Consider the following 13,224-nt stretch of genomic DNA (forward strand, 5'->3'; position numbering starts at 1 on the left):
ATCGAAAGAGGGCTCGCCGCGGGGGAGGGTCTCCGGGTGCGCGGCGTAAGTCCGACAGATACCTGGCTAACGAAAAAGCCCCCGCGCTAGTGCTGCGAGGCAGTTAGCGCAGGGGCGAAAAGTCGGCCGACACCGCGCTACAGATGATGATGCAGGCGGGCCGGCTGAGTATTCGGCAACGCGAAAGCGACGGCCGGGGTGGCCGTGGCGGAAAGTGCGTTGCGGTTCATCACGAGAAAGACTCTAACACGAAGTTTTGGTGGGTGTGCAGAAATTGCGAAATTAGTTTTGCAGCAGGCCTGCTTCGGACGGATCGAGGAGGACAACGCCGCCGGAGCCTTCGACTGCTGGATCGCCGCTCATGTCAGTGTCCGTGCAGGCAGTCCTGCGGTTCGACGGGGTGTCTTCCATCCCGTCGATGATGTAGCGGCCGATGCAGCCCCATCCGCTTTTCTCGTTAGTCCACGCGGTGACCGACCCCTGCAGCTCGCCGTTCTTCGCCGCGTTGGAGTAACCAGCCAGCGTGTTCATCGCGACGTCGCACGTGGTGCCGTCCTCGAGCGCGTAAACGCCGAACTCCTTTCCAGCCATGTTCCACGTGCCGCACTGCTCGCCCTTGGCCACGCTGTTTTCCTCCGTGATGCTCTGCGTCTTGCCCGGGCGGTGGTAGACGCCGTCGTGGACCTCGAACGCGTCGTCCGCATACTCGACGCGGATGCCGCCGTCGAGCAGGTGGGTAATCGTTGCGTCGTCGATGGTGACTCGCTCGCCCCTGTTCAGCGGCGTCGGCGGGTTCATGTAGCCCTGGGAACCGGGCGAGAATGCGGTAATGAAGCCGCCACGGTCTGGTTTGTACCAGGCGACGTTCGGCTCATCGATCTGCGGGGCGCCTCCGTTGTGCTCCACCGGCGGCAGCGGGGCGGCGAAGTTCACCTGGCAGAACACCGGGGTCTCACCCTCGACTGCACGGACCGTGCAGCCAAGCACACCGGAGTCCAGCCCGACGATGCCGTACTCGAACTTCGACGGGTCCACATCTGTGTACTCGTCCTGTGCCGCCTTCTTGGACTCCGAGGTCTTCTCTTCTTTTGAGGTCTTCTCTTCTTCTGAGGGTGCCTCCTCGGACGTGGAAGGCTCTGCCGAGGAATCGAAGGTCGGTTCCTCGAGTGCGTCATTGGAGCTGTTGCCGCAACCGGTGAGGGTTGCAGCAGCAATGAGGCTCGCGGCTGCCAGAGTAAAAATGCGGTGTGCGCGGGAAATATGCATGCGCACAAGTGTATTACGGCGAAAAGTGGTCCGAGGCGTATTGGCCGTCCGGGGAGACCTCGAACCAGTGGCCGTCGCGCTCGCCGCGCACGGTGCCGTCCTTGTCGTGGGTGAAGGTGTAGGAGGAAATTGTCACCTGCTCGCCGGGCGCGAGCGTTTCGCCGATCGGGTCGATCTCGCCGCCGCCGGTGTCGTGGGTGGTGGCGAAGCCGATCTCGTCGTCCCAGAGCACGGAATCGGTCGGGGTGTCGATTCCTGCGTCGTGATCCAGCGGCGGGATCTCGCCAGATAGGTCGAGGTCGCAGGCAAAGTAGCCGTCGCGGCCCGGGCCCTTGTCAAAGTAGGCGCACTTTGTGCCGCGGTTGAAGGACACGGCGTAGACCGAGGGCTCGCCGTTCATCGTGAAGTCCTCGGGGTCGCGTTCGACGGGTGCGGAGGTGTCGTCGACAAGCACCTGCTCCGGTTCTTCGAGGAACTCCTCTTCCGTAGAGCAGGCGGCGAGCGCGAGTGCGGCGGTGACGGTGGCGGCGAGCGTTGCGCGGGTGGTTTTCATGGGGCCGACTCTATTAAGCAAAGACACCCACCGCCCAGGAACCGAGCACCAACGCAACGGAAAACGCCCAGCAGATAGGGAACGCGATGCGCAGGTACTTGCCCATCTCCGCACGCGCGAGACCCAGTGCGAGCCAGAGTGCGGGGGAGAAGGGGCTGACGAAGGTGCCGATCACATTGCCGACGATCATCGCGGAGGCAGCACCCATGCCGGAGACGCCGAAGGCCTCGGCGGTCTGCTGGACGATGGGCAGGACAGAGAAGTAGTACGCGTCGGTGGAGGTCGCCAGATCCAGCGGCACGCCGAGCAGGCCGACGATGACGTGGATGTAGGGGCCGACCGAATCCGGTAGCACCGCGATGAGCGACAGGGCGATCTGCTCGAGCATGCCCGTGCCGTCCAGAACGCCGAGGAACATCGCTGCGGCGAGGATGACGCCGGCCATGGACAAGGCGGTGGGGGCGTGTCGTCGTAACGCATCGCTCTGGTCGTCGAGGGTGGCAAAGTTGACGACGAGCAGCAGCGCCGTGCCGACGAGGAACGCTGGCGCGGGCGAGGCGAGGCCTGCGACCAGCACGCCGATCAGCGCCAGCGTGATCAGGGTGTTCACCCAGGTGACCCAGGAACCGGAGCGCTGGGTGAACTCCAACTTTGCGCGCTCCTCGCGCTGGTGGCGGGAGAAGTCCTCGGCGACGGCGTTGACGTCGACAAGCTGTGCATCGGCGTGCTGTGCGGCGCGGCGCTGTTCGATCACGCCGAAGATCGCTGCAACGGCAAACACCAGCACAATCGCCACGCCCTGGACGGGAAGCAGGTGCGCCCAGATCTCGTTCGGCGACGGACCGACGACCGAACTCGCACGGCCGACCGGGCCACCCCAAGGCAGCATGTTCATCACCGATGCCGACAGTGCGACCAGGGTCAGCAGCACGTAGCGCGACATCCGCATCGCCTCATACAGCGGCAGCAGCGCGGGGATGGTGAGCAGGAATGTGGTGGAGCCGGAGCCGTCTAGGTGCGCCACGATTGCGATCGCCGCCGTGCCGAGTGTGACCAGCAGCGGCTTGCCCCGGGTCGTTTTGATCAGGCCCTTGATTACCGGCTCGAATAGGCCGACATCCGAGAGAATGCCGAAGTAGATGATGGCGAAGATGAACATCACCACGACCTTCATCACCCGGTCGAGGCCGTCGAGGTAGAAATCCGAAATCTCCGCTACCCCGGCGCCGGTGAGCACTGCGCCGATGATAGGGATGAGCGTCATGGCGACGATCGGATGGGTCTTCCCTTTGAGCAGCAGCCCGACCGTGACCACGATGATGGCCAACCCGAGCAACGTCAGCGCGAGAGGGGAAGTCATGTGTGGATCCTAAGACAGCGATGAGAGCGTCTTTGGCGTTTTCGTTGAAATAGCAGATTATGGGGCTAATGCCGTAGGGTTGGCAGGCGATGAGCATTTCCGAAAACGCCACCGGCGGCGAGAAGAAGCCGGATACGAATGTGTCGGAAAATCAGGAAAATCCGCAGGATGTCGCGGCCGAAATCGTTGAGGCCGTAGTAGAGGACACCAGGGATGCGGAGATTGCTGATACCACCGGCGCCGCGGACGATGCCGCGGCCATTGACGTTGAAGACGACGTGGTAAAGGTGACCGAGCCGGCCGAAGCTGCTGAGGCTGCTGAGGCTGCGGAGCCGGAGGCTAAGGGGGAGCCAGAGAACGGCTTCGAGACCCTCGGCCTGCCGGACAAGGTGATCGAGGCCGTCAAGCGCGTCGGCTTTGAGCAGCCCTCGCCGATTCAGGCGCAGACCATCCCGCTGTTAATGGAAGGCCGCGACGTTGTCGGCCTCGCGCAGACGGGTACCGGCAAGACAGCGGCGTTCGCGCTGCCGGTGCTGTCCCAGATCGACCCGAAGCAGCGCCACCCCCAGGCGCTCGTGCTCGCGCCGACGCGCGAACTCGCGCTGCAGGTGTCCGACTCCTTCCAGTCGTTCGCCGACCACCTCGGCGGTGTGAACGTGCTGCCGATCTACGGCGGCCAGGCCTACGGCATCCAGCTCTCGGGGTTGCGTCGTGGCGCACAGGTGATCGTCGGCACGCCGGGGCGTGTGATCGACCACCTGGAGAAGGGCTCGCTGGACATCTCCAACCTGCGCTTCCTCGTGCTCGACGAGGCGGACGAGATGCTCAACATGGGCTTCCAAGAAGACGTCGAGCGCATCCTCGAGGATACGCCCGAGAACAAGCAGGTTGCACTGTTTTCCGCGACGATGCCGAACGCGATCCGCCGCATCTCGCGCGACTACCTGAACAACCCGGAAGAGGTCACCGTTAAATCGGAGACCCGCACCAACACGAACATTCGCCAGCGCTACCTGTTCACGGCGCACCGCAACAAGTTGGACGCGATCACCCGTATCCTCGAGGTGACCGAGTTCGAGGCGATGATCGTGTTCGTCCGCACGAAGAACGAGACGGAAGAAATCGCCGAGAAGCTGCGCGCCCGGGGTTTCTCCGCCGCTGCCATCAACGGCGACATCGCCCAGCAACAGCGTGAGCGCACCGTCGACCAGCTTCGCGACGGCCGCCTGGACATCCTCGTGGCCACCGACGTCGCCGCCCGCGGCCTGGACGTCGAGCGCATCTCGCACGTGCTCAACTACGACATCCCGAACGACACCGAGTCCTACGTGCACCGCATCGGCCGCACCGGCCGCGCGGGCCGCTCCGGCGAGGCGATCCTCTTCGTCACCCCGCGCGAGCGCCGCATGCTGCGCTCCATCGAGCGCGTGACCAACGCGACGATCGAAGAGATGGACCTGCCGACTGTCGACGAGGTCAACGAGTCGCGCAAGGCGAACTTCATGGACTCCATTACCGAGTCGCTCGAGGCCAGCGACCTGCAGATCTTCAAGACGATGGTGCGCGAGTACTCGGCGACGAACAACGTGCCGATGGACGACATCGCTGCTGCGCTTGCCACCCAGGCGTTGGCCGGCGACGAGTTCCTGATGAAGGAGCCGCCGCGCGACAAGCGTGACCGTCGCGACCGTTTCGACCGCGACGACCGCCGTGGCCGTGACCGCCGTGATCGCTTCGACCGCGACGACCGCGGTCGTGGACGTCGCCACAACGACAACGAGAACTTCGACACCTACCGTCTTGATGTGGGCAAGCGTCAGCACGTGCGCCCGGGTGCGATCGTCGGCGCGCTGGCGAACGAGGGTGGTCTGAGCTCGAAGGACTTCGGCCGTATCACCATCGGTGGCGACTTCACCTTGGTGGAGCTGCCGAAGAACCTCGACCAGGCGGTGCTCGACCGACTGGAGGACACCCGCATCTCCGGTCAGCTGATCAACATTCAGCGCGACCACGGTGCCCCGCCGCGCGATCGCGGTGGACGCGGCGGCCGAGGCGGCTACCGCGGCGGCCGTGACCGCGACGACCACGGCGGACGCGGACGTGGTGGCTACCGCGGTGGACGTGGCCGTGACCGCGACGACCGCGGCGGACGCGGACGCGGGGGATACCGCGACTAAATTTGCAGGCGCGTAAGCGACAAAGGCCGCCCTGGCAACGGGTAATGTGTGCACTCACATTGCTCCGCCGGGGCGGCCTTTGCCGTCATGTTTGAAGAAAGCTCTCACGCTATGCACTACCAGCGCTTTTCGTCTCTCTTCGCCGCGTTTTTGATCGCTGTGGTTGCCGGGGCGGGTATCACCGCTGCGCCGGTGTCGGCGCAAACCCGAACTGCTGAGCAGGGTGGCGCGGTGCTGGTGCACGGGACCGGTATTTGCACCCTTGGATACAACGACCCGGCACGCCACCGCAGCTTTGTCGCGGCGCACTGTGGCGCTGACGGTGCCCGCGTGGAGCTGGTGGGGGCGAATGGGGTGCGAAGTGGGGTCGTCGGCACGCTGCACCGCTCCAAGGCCTACGACAACCGCTTAGGTAACGACTGGGCGGCGATCCAGTGGGCGCCGGGTGTACGTGTCGGCGGCAACCGAATTTCCGGCGACGCGTGGGTGCACCCGAACGATATTCGGATGGGGGAGACCGTGTGCTACTTCGGGCGCACCTCCCACGCGCGCGGTGGGCGGACGTGCGGGAAGTTCGGCGGGTCGGCGGACAACACCTTCTTTGTCAATGCCCCGCTGACGCGCCCGGGCGACTCCGGCGGTCCGCTGTGGGTGCCGGGTCGCGGGTTCGTGGGGGTGATTTCCAGTACGTGGACGTCGAACCCGCTACCGGGCGTGCGCAACGTCAATTTTGTCGTCGGGGTGGTTCCTCATGACGGTCCAGCGGTGCCGGAGGTCCGGTTGGTCGGACTTTGGGCCCAGAATGCGTTCCTGCCCGGATTGACCAGCCCCGTTGCGGAGGTGGTGCGGAAGATCTTCGATGCGGTGTTCGGCCTGTTTGGGAGCCTGGGGTTCCGCGGACCGTCCGCGTTGCGCTACATGTGACCATCCCCACTCGAAAGATTCGAACATATTCGAGCTTGGGTATACGGCTCGGGCTAGGCTGAACCCCCAGCGCTGTGGAACCTGTACCAGAGCTTTGCCAAGTAACCCGGTCGCACTGCAGTTCCTGTAACACACGAAAAACGCCCCGGCCCGCAGTTCGCGGATCGGGGCGTCTTTGGTGTTCTTGAGGTTAGAACATGTCCTGCGGGTTCGGCAGGAACATCAGCACGAGCACGATGACCCAGAGCAGGTTGAAAATGCCGGCGCCGGCGTTCGCCTTCGCCTTGGACTTTTCAAAGTCCGGGGTCACATCCGACGGGTCGGCCTCAGCTGGCGACAGCGCACCGATGGTGCCCAGCATGCGGCGCTGCTGCGGGATGACCATCGCGAGCAGGATCGCCCACGCGATGACGGACAAGATGATGGCGGTGTGCAGCCAGAAGTTGGTCTTGTAGGCGCCCCAGTCGGCAGCCATGACGACGCCGCCGAGCAGCGGGACGAGCGCGGAGAGCATGCCGTAGGTCTTGGTGATGCGGTGCAGGATCGTTGCGCGGCCGATGGCTTCCTCGCCGCCACGACGGGCTTCAGCGGCCTGGCGCGGGAACATAGAAGACGCCACGACGACCGGGCCGAGCAGCAAGATCGCGGCCGTGACGTGGAGGAAAACAAGGAAAGTAGTCATGTGGCGCTACTTTACATCACAGGTGCCTATATGCAGACAGTCCCAAAAGGCCGGAACAGGCCCGTTTGATCGCGCGCAAGTCCGGCTCGGGCAGCGGCAGGGCGTATTGCTTAGCGACGACCACCATCCGCTCCCCGTACGCGCATCGGGCGCGCCGTCGCGCGGGCATCCATTCCGACGGCAACTTGTCCGACTTTTCCTGGTTGGCCGCACTGGAGACCGCGACGAGATTTAACGGATCGTTGTAGAACTTCGCGCGCTGGGCGGCGTCCCATCTGTGGGCGCCCAAATCCCACGCGGCGGAGACCGGGATGATGTGGTCGACTTCGATGTCGTTCCGGGCAAGCGCGCCGCCGGTGTAGGGGTCGAGCGCGTGCGAGGTGCGTGGCGTGGGTGGATGTTCGGGGCGGGAGCAGGGGTCGTCGTCAAGATCGCGCGCGATGATGCGTTCGCGGGTGTCGCAGCCGGTGCCGTCGGTGGCCCAGCCAGGGCCGAAGAGTGTGCGGTCGTAGCCCAGCACGGTGGCGCGCTGGGGGATGGTCGGAACGACAAAACGCGACCGTGCCGTGGGAAACGGCACGATCGCGATTGTCAGCGTGGTCAGCAGAATGAGGTATGTGCGCATACCTTCTTAGACGGCAGCGGAGCCTGTCCGGTTCCCTTTGACTGCTTCGAGCGCATCCGGGAAGGAGACCTCAGGGTGGTCGAGGGCGTAGTCGGTGGCGGCAATCGCCTCGTCGAATTCTTCCTCGACGCCTTCCTTCGGGCGGGTCGCCAGGGAGACGAGGACCATCGCCAGCGTTGCCAGGATGACGCCCGGCACCATCTCGTAGATGATGTCGCCGAAGAACGAACCCCACACGAACGAGGTGATTGCGCCGACGATCATGCCGGCGAGTGCGCCCTGCGAGGTGAGCCTGCGCCAGTACAGCGAGGCGATGACCACCGGGCCGAACGCGGAGCCGAAGCCGGCCCACGCGAAGCCGACCAGGCCGAGAATCGTATCCGACGGGTTAAGCGCCATCAGCATGCCGATCAGGGCGATGACCACAACCATGGTGCGCGACAGGACGAGCAGGGAAGTCTGGCTCGGGTTCTTGTTCACGATGCGGTAGAGGTCCTCGATAAGCGCGGAGGAGGTGACCAGCAGCTGCGAGGACATCGTGGACATGATCGCGGCGAGCACCGCGGTGAGCACAATGCCGGCGATCAGCGGGTGGAACATGATGCGCGCGAGGTCCAGGAAGACGGTTTCGAAGCCTTCCTGGTCGGTCACGGACGCCGATTTCTGGCCGAAGTAGGCGGTGCTGACCATGGCGGTGAGCACGGCGCCGACGTAGCAGATGAACACCCAGATGGTACCGGTGCGGCGGGCGGTCTTCGCCTGTGCCGGGGAGCGCAGCGCCATGAAGCGGGTGACAATGTGCGGCTGGCCGAAGTAACCCAAGCCCCATGCGAGGTTGCCGATAATCGTCGCCGCGGACACGCCCGCGACCAGGTTGAAGTAGTCCGGGTTGCCGTTCTCCCACGGGCCGTAGGGCTGCTCAGTGGGCCAGGTGAGGATGTCGGACGGATCGTTCAGCGCGAACAGCGCCAGCATCGGGACGATCAGAAGTGCGAGGAACATGAGCGTGCCCTGGACAACGTCGGTGTAGCTCACAGCGAGGAAGCCGCCGATGAATGTGTAGAGCACTGTCACGGAGCCGATGATGAGCACGCCGGTGAGGTAGTCACCATCGAAGGTGGACTCGAAGTAGCGGCCGCCGGAGACCATGCCGGAGGAAACGTAGAAGGTGAAGAAGAAAATGATGATCACGGCGGACGTCACGCGAAGGATGCGAGACTGGTCATGCGTGCGGTTTTCAAAGAAGCTCGGCAGCGTGATCGAGTTGTTGGACACCTCGGTGTAGGCGCGCAGCCTGGGCGCGACGAACTTCCAGTTCGCCCACGTGCCAATGAACAGGCCGAAGACAATCCAGAGCTCACTTAAGCCGGAGACGAACAGCGCGCCGGGCAGGCCCATGAGCAGCCAGCCCGACATGTCGGACGCGCCGGCAGACAGGGCGGCGACTACCGGGTTGAGTCCGCGGTCGCCGAGTACGTAGTCGTCGTACTTTTGGGTTTGCAGCCACGAATAAAATCCGATGGCGACCATGACTCCGAAATACAGGATTATCGCCAGGACAAGCCAGAAACCTTCTGACATAGTTCCTCCAATCTGTTTGTAAGGTTCGCCACACCATAACGTAAGAGTGGCTTGCGCTGCCGGGCATCCGAAAAATCGTGTCCGGGCTGTGTCTAGCATGGGTGGTATAAGGGTGGTTATGCCTAAATTCCTTCTCCACGGGCTCTGGCTGTCCGACGCCGGCCTCGTGATTTGGGCTGAGCAGGTGGAAGGCCACCGGATTGTCACCATCAGCCAAGTGCCCGACGGCACATTCCCGCCGATCGTGCATTCGCTTCTCGACGATTCACGTTTCCGCCACCGCGAACACCTCCTGCTGCAAACCCCGCGGGGCAAGCACGTCACCTTGCGCGCGCCGGTCGCCGCGTTCGTGCCGGACGACGCCGTGCGTTTTTTAGACAGCATCGTCCACCTCGACGGGCCGTCGCCGGCAGCAACGCCTGCGCAGCGTGGCTCGATCGCACCAGACCTGTACTGGCTGCTTCGCATGTACGCGGGCCTGCGCCAGTACATCCGCGCCGGGCGCGTGTCCATCCACGTGCCGTACCGCGACGGCCAGTGGTTTGCGCAGTGGCAGTTGGGTACCGGGTTGGACGAGCGCGGCTGGCTCGCCGAGATGGTCGCGGCGGCTCCCGGTGTGCTCACCGCGAACAACCCGAATTTAAGCGAGGATTGCGCCACCACGTTCACCCACTGGATCGCGTCGACGTTGCTGCATGATTCGGCGGAGAATTCATCTGGGCGGCCGTACCCGCGGCACGACTTTGTCACCTCGCTGCTCTACGGCTCACCGCTGCGCCGCGGCGGGGCGAGCCTGGCGCGCCAGGTGGGGGATTGGAACGGCACGATCACGGCGGTGAACCTGCAGTTGGTGTTCATCGCGGAGTCGCCGGACGATGCCGAGGAGGGGGACGAAGGTTCCGCCCAGCCGCAGTGGCCGGTGCGTGTGCAGGTGCGCTCGGCGGCCGACTCGCCGCGGCCGGTGCGGCTGACGGATTTCGACGGCGCGACGGCGGAGACTTTGCGTGCGCAGTTGCGCGGGGCGATCGAGGCGACCCCGCTGGTGGATCCCTCCGAGCACGGCGCGCACGGCCTTTCCGACGGCGACTGGGACCTGATGCTCAACGCGGACGAGATCGTCCAGTTTGTCACCAAGGGTGCATCCGCGCTGCGTGCCAAAGGGTTCGCGGTCATGTTGCCGCGCGCGTGGACGACTGCGGAGACGACCTCGAAGCTCAAACTGTCGCGGCACGAGGACCCCCACGATTCCTCCACCGTGACCCGCATGGGCTTTGACACCCTGGTCAAGTACGACTGGCGCATGTCCGTCGGCGGGGTGGAACTGACCGACGAGGAAATGGCGCAACTCGCCCGCTCCAAATCGGGCCTGATCAAGTTGCGTGGCGAGTGGGTGCTGGCGGATACGCAGCAGATTGCCAAATCGGAGAAGTACCTCGAGCAACTCAACGCCAGCACGCTGAAGAACCTCGAGGCCGAAGCCGAGGCCGCGGAGATCCGCGCACGGCTTGCGGAGGCCGCCGGTTCGGAGGACGCGGAAGAACTCGCCGAGAAAGCCCGTAAAGCGCGCGAGGAATACGAGCACGCGAAGCAATCCGACGGCGAGGGCGTGGTCACCGCAGCCGAGCTGCGCCAACTGTCGCTCGAGGCAGGCGCGGAAGCCCCGATCGAGTTCACCGGCTCGCCGTGGTTTACCTCGCTCGTCGGCGGCACGGACCGCCCCGCACCCGAGCGTGTGGCAATCCCCGACACCGTCAACGCCGAACTGCGCGAATACCAGCGCCGCGGCGTGGACTGGCTCTACTTCATGTCCCGCAACAGCCTCGGGGCAGTGCTTGCCGACGACATGGGCCTCGGCAAAACCCTCCAACTGCTCACCTTGCTCGCAGTGGAGGAGGCCAACGGCGTGAAGACCGGGCCGACGCTCGTCGTGGCGCCGACGTCCGTGGTGGGCAACTGGGCGCGCGAGGCCGCCCGCTTCGTGCCGCACTTCAACGTGCGCGTCCACCACGGCACCGGGCGGTTAAAAGGCGACGAACTGTTCGAGGCCGCCGACGGCGCCGACGTGGTCATCACCTCCTACGGCACCATGGCCCGGGACGTGAAGGATCTATCCAAGGTGCAGTGGGACCACGTGGTGTTGGATGAGGCGCAGGCGATTAAGAATGCGGGCACGCAGTCGTCGAAAAGCGTCCGCGCCTTGCGTGCGCGCCACCGCATTGCGCTGACCGGCACCCCGATTGAGAACAAACTGTCCGAACTGCGCAGCATCCTCGATTTTGTCAACCCTGGGATGCTCGGCTCGCAGCAGTTTTTCCGCAATCACTTTGCCAAGGTCATCGAGTCGCGAGCCGGCGACGCGCTGGCCGAGGAGATGAGTGAGCAGCTGCAGCGACTCACCGCGCCGTTCATCCTGCGCAGGCTGAAAACGGATACGGCGATCATCAGCGACCTGCCTGAAAAGGCCGAGCACGTCATTGCCGTGGACATGACGGCCGAGCAAGCGGCCCTGTATAAGGCGCTGGTGGACACGATGCAAGAGCAGCTGCAAAACCGCAAAGGTATCGCGCGCAAGGGGCTCGTGCTGTCGACGATCACGCGCATCAAGCAGATCTGCAACCATCCCGCGCACTACCTGGGCGACGGCTCCCCGGTGGCGATCAAGGGCGAGCACCGCTCCGGCAAGGTGGCAAAACTCATGGAGCTGCTGGACACGGCGATCGAGACCGACCAGCGCGTGCTCATCTTCACCCAGTACAAGGCGTTCGGCGACATCTTGCAGCCGTATCTGTCCAGCAGGCTCGGCGAGCAAGTGCCGTTCCTGCACGGCGGGGTGGGCAAAACCGCCCGCGACAAGATGGTGGAGCGCTTCCAGGCGCTCGACGGCCCGCGTGCGATGATTTTAAGCCTGAAAGCCGGCGGCACGGGACTCAACCTCACCGCCGCCTCCATGGTCATCCACCTCGACCGCTGGTGGAACCCCGCAGTGGAAAACCAGGCGACCGACCGCGCCTTCCGCATCGGACAGGACAAAAATGTCACGGTGTACAAGATCATTACCCGCGGCACCATGGAGGAATCCATCCAGGACATCCTCGACGGCAAAACCCAGCTCGCCGGCGCCGTCGTTGGCCAGGGCGAAGGCTGGATCACCGAACTCGACACCGACGACCTTGCACAACTGATCAGCTACAAGGGGCAGTGATGGGGAAGCGACCGCAAGAAGACAACGTCATCTACGCCAACTTCGGCGCCCGCACCCGGGTGTCGTCCGCGGAGGAAACCGGCCAGGCGGAACCGGCGCCGAACAGCGCGAACGCCCTGTCCGCGCCCGCGATGCGCCTATTCAACGCCGCGCTGCGCCAAACCGACGTGGGCCGGGCAAAACGCGGCCGCGCCTACGCTAACGGCGGCAACGTGCTCGATGTCCGCCCGCGCCCCAGGGGTGCCTCCGGCGAGGTCATCGGCAGCCAGAACGAGCCGTTCAACGTCAACATCACCCTGCCGTACCGCGACACGGACGACATCAACTACGCCATGGACGCGCTCGTGCGCGAAGCCGGATCCATCGCAAAACTACGCGCCGGGCAAATGAGCTCCGCGGTGCTGGACATCCTGTTGTGCGCCACCCCGGACGAAGTCCGCTTCACCTGCGACTGCCCGGACCCGGCCGTCGTGTGCAAACACTCTGTCGCCGTCGCCCAGCGCGCCGCATTGCTTATCGACGCCGACCCCAGCGTCATCCTCACCATGCGCGGCATCACCTACAGCGCCCTCGAGGACCGCAAGCGCCGCGAGGCCCACTCGCTGGCCAAGGAGAATTCGGCGCCGGGCTCGCCCTATTTTTGGCAGGGTCACGAGATGCCCGAGCTGCCGCGGCCGAAGGTGGCGCCGATGATCGAGGATTCCAACATTGATCTGCTCCACCGTGCGATGCAGACGGTGTCGTTTACCAACATCGACCAGTTGCGCGCGGTGGCGGATATCGAGGATCTTTACGACGAACTCACCCGCCCATAGAACGCATGTTCGCATTCGGCGTGTCCCGCGTCGTGGCGG

10 protein-coding genes are annotated in these 13,224 nt (G+C 64.6%); 4 read left to right on the forward strand and 6 right to left on the reverse strand.

From position 1 onward, the window contains the following. Positions 1-282 precede the first annotated feature (282 nt). Genes IAU68_RS04720 through IAU68_RS04730 form a run of 3 tightly spaced genes read right to left on the reverse strand, consistent with a single transcriptional unit; the run spans position 283 to position 3,179 of the window. Positions 283-1,266 (reverse strand): hypothetical protein, encoded by a 984-nt coding sequence (locus IAU68_RS04720; RefSeq protein WP_171193497.1) that lies wholly within the window; start codon positions 1,264-1,266, stop codon positions 283-285. A 13-nt stretch (positions 1,267-1,279) separates the two neighbouring features. After that, positions 1,280-1,819 carry a hypothetical protein gene (locus tag IAU68_RS04725; protein ID WP_171193496.1) on the reverse strand — a complete coding sequence of 180 codons (540 nt, stop codon included), beginning with the start codon at positions 1,817-1,819 and terminating at the stop codon, positions 1,280-1,282. Between the two features lie 13 nt (positions 1,820-1,832). Beyond that, on the reverse strand, positions 1,833-3,179 hold the full coding sequence (locus tag IAU68_RS04730) for a CitMHS family transporter (RefSeq protein ID WP_171193495.1): 1,347 nt from the start codon (positions 3,177-3,179) through the stop codon (positions 1,833-1,835). Positions 3,180-3,268: 89 nt separating this feature from the next. Here IAU68_RS04730 and IAU68_RS04735 point away from each other — a divergent pair, with 89 nt between their 5' ends. Next, positions 3,269-5,356, forward strand: coding sequence for a DEAD/DEAH box helicase (locus IAU68_RS04735; protein WP_171193494.1), 2,088 nt, complete (start codon positions 3,269-3,271; stop codon positions 5,354-5,356). Between the two features lie 111 nt (positions 5,357-5,467). Then, a complete protein-coding gene (locus IAU68_RS04740) occupies positions 5,468-6,280 on the forward strand; it encodes a chymotrypsin family serine protease (RefSeq protein ID WP_171193493.1) in 813 nt (270 codons plus the stop codon). A gap of 190 nt (positions 6,281-6,470) precedes the next feature. On the opposite strand, the gene IAU68_RS04745 is transcribed toward IAU68_RS04740, so the two are convergent. The 3 genes from IAU68_RS04745 to putP are packed head-to-tail and all read right to left on the reverse strand — an operon-like array spanning position 6,471 to position 9,168. Next, positions 6,471-6,962 (reverse strand): DUF2269 domain-containing protein, encoded by a 492-nt coding sequence (locus IAU68_RS04745; RefSeq protein WP_171193492.1) that lies wholly within the window; start codon positions 6,960-6,962, stop codon positions 6,471-6,473. A gap of 16 nt (positions 6,963-6,978) precedes the next feature. Then, positions 6,979-7,587, reverse strand: a complete 609-nt coding sequence (locus tag IAU68_RS04750; protein ID WP_171193491.1) for an HNH endonuclease family protein — start codon at positions 7,585-7,587, stop codon at positions 6,979-6,981. Between the two features lie 6 nt (positions 7,588-7,593). Beyond that, positions 7,594-9,168 (reverse strand): sodium/proline symporter PutP, encoded by a 1,575-nt coding sequence (putP, locus tag IAU68_RS04755; protein ID WP_171193490.1) that lies wholly within the window; start codon positions 9,166-9,168, stop codon positions 7,594-7,596. Between the two features lie 118 nt (positions 9,169-9,286). Between putP and IAU68_RS04760 the strand changes: the two genes are divergently transcribed. Both IAU68_RS04760 and IAU68_RS04765 read left to right on the forward strand, forming a co-directional pair. Continuing rightward, positions 9,287-12,370, forward strand: coding sequence for a DEAD/DEAH box helicase (locus tag IAU68_RS04760; RefSeq protein ID WP_171193489.1), 3,084 nt, complete (start codon positions 9,287-9,289; stop codon positions 12,368-12,370). Further along, entirely contained in the window at positions 12,370-13,185 is an 816-nt protein-coding gene (locus tag IAU68_RS04765; RefSeq protein ID WP_171193488.1) for an SWIM zinc finger family protein, read from the forward strand. The genes IAU68_RS04760 and IAU68_RS04765 overlap by 1 nt, the downstream gene beginning before the upstream one ends. Positions 13,186-13,224: the final 39 nt, after the last annotated feature.

The sequence above is a fragment of the Corynebacterium lujinxingii genome (assembly GCF_014490555.1).
In the GTDB taxonomy this organism is placed as follows: domain Bacteria; phylum Actinomycetota; class Actinomycetes; order Mycobacteriales; family Mycobacteriaceae; genus Corynebacterium; species Corynebacterium lujinxingii.